This window comes from Lunatimonas salinarum (genome assembly GCF_017811155.1).
GTDB classification, from domain to species: domain Bacteria; phylum Bacteroidota; class Bacteroidia; order Cytophagales; family Cyclobacteriaceae; genus Lunatimonas; species Lunatimonas salinarum.
Window position 1 is genome coordinate 1 of record NZ_JACVCV010000063.1, and the last position, 2,072, is coordinate 2,072.

The 2,072-nt window shown below is 31.5% G+C and carries 1 protein-coding gene; it reads left to right on the forward strand.

The features are described 5' to 3' along the window. The first annotated feature begins 706 nt into the window (after nucleotides 1-706). Nucleotides 707-1,207: a CPBP family glutamic-type intramembrane protease gene (locus IAQ59_RS21825; protein ID WP_209332976.1), complete on the forward strand. Its 501-nt coding sequence runs from the start codon at nucleotides 707-709 to the stop codon at nucleotides 1,205-1,207. The last annotated feature ends 865 nt before the right edge of the window (nucleotides 1,208-2,072 follow it).

The following is a 2,072-nucleotide window of genomic DNA, read 5'->3' on the forward strand; positions in this document are numbered from 1 at the left end:
AAGCCGGTTTTTTTTTTGCTCCTAAAAGGCCTTTTTCCTTAACTTAATAGCATTGAGCCATTACCCTATTCGTCGTCCAGGAAATTCTTTCTTTGTTCTACCCAGAAATAATAGGAACCTTTGATATTGGTGACATTCTATACTACCTATTAGGAGCCTGGATAATCTTTGAAGGCGATGTAAAGCGAAGAAATGAGGAGCCATTCCATGCTTATCAAATAAAATATGGATCAACGACAGCCTATTCTAACGAATCTCACTCCTCGTAAAAATCAGACCCCACTCCATTTAAAACAAGCATATTTTTTGATCCACTGAAATTTTTTTTCAGTGAGAAGGAATAATTTTACAGAATACTACTTCGATGCGATGTCTTAGTTAGGTTTTATAAAGCTGCTAACCTATGAGCTATCAAAAGATTTTTCCCGCAACAGTCGTCAACCATTCTATCGAGGTATACGAATCTTGAATTAGCGTCAAGTCTAATACTATCTATTTAATCCTTGGGAAGCATGACGGATATTGGAGAAATAAAGCCTTACTAGTTTACGGCTTTTGACCTCTTAAGGTGATAATGAGACTTAAAATATTTAAGGACTATTTCTTATTTTTTTTAAGTCTCATTTCATATTTTTATTTTTTTTACCATTATGTTTATGGTTATAATTTATTCATACATAGCATTATTAAATACACTTTCCATCCTATGGAACTGACAATCAACACATTAGATAAACTTGTATTCAAATATAGATATGAGTCCAATATCAAAATGTTAACATATATGGTTTTAATAGATTTTGCTTTTAGCTCAATTCTTTCGTTTTTAGTCATCAATATTATAGATGATAAAGCTTTTGATGCTGATTTTTTAGAGGAAACTTCTCAAGGAGCAATTTTTATATCCTATGTTGTTTTAGGACCTATAATTGAAACATTTATATATCAGTTTTTAATTATTGAAGCTATATTATTAATGAAGAATAAAATAAATATACCAAATATTGTACCCATATCAGTTTCTGCCCTGGCATTTGGTATATCTCACAACTATAACGTACTGTATATTATATCGATGATATTAATAGGAATTCTTTATGCGACATATTACTTGATCGCAAAATACAATACAAATATGAAAGCCTACCTTTCAGTTTTATTAGTGCATTCATTTGCAAATCTAATTGGATTTGTTATCGAAAATTAAATCGATTGGTTTAGCTACACAATTGATATTGGTGACATTCTATACTACCTATTGGGAGCCTGGATAATCTTTGAAGGCGATGTAAAGCGAAGAAATGAGGAGCCATTCCATGCTTATCAAATAAAATATGGATCAACGACAGCCTATTCTAACGAATCTCACTCCTCGTAAAAATCAGACCCCACTCCATTTAAAACAAGCATATTTTTTGATCCACTGAAATTTTTTTTCAGTGTAGACAATTAAATTTACTGCGCAATCCTTTTAAGCAGCGACACTTATATGATAATGTACACCTTGCATATTAATACCTCTTTAGCGTCTTTTAAACTTAAAAATAGAAATTTTATTTTGTTGTTTATGATTTTTTCGAGTTTGTTAGTAACCTTTTTACTTTGCGGAATCGTTAGCTTTATAGCTGGAGATGGAGTATTTTATATTGATTATTTAGATGATCTATCAACAACTTCTGTATTCACCATTACGGTGCTCTTTGCACCACTATTTGAAACCTTCCTTTATCAATTTCTGATTATTGAGGTACTACTATTCATCCGAAAATGGCTTCATATTCCATTCTTTGTCCCAATAGCCGTGTCTGCAATCGTATTTGGACTGACACACGACTACAATGTATACTATATTTTTTCAGCCTCGTTAATTGGCATCCTATACGCCCTATTTTATTTAATTGCTAAATACAACGTGAGTATGAATGCGTTTATTTCGGTCACTATCGTACATGCTTCTACAAATTTAGTAGGGTTTATTATTGATCAAATACAATGAAAATAAACTTAATATACAAAGTACTACTTTACGGACTTAAGTTTTTTTATCATTTTCGTAATGCCTATCGATGTCC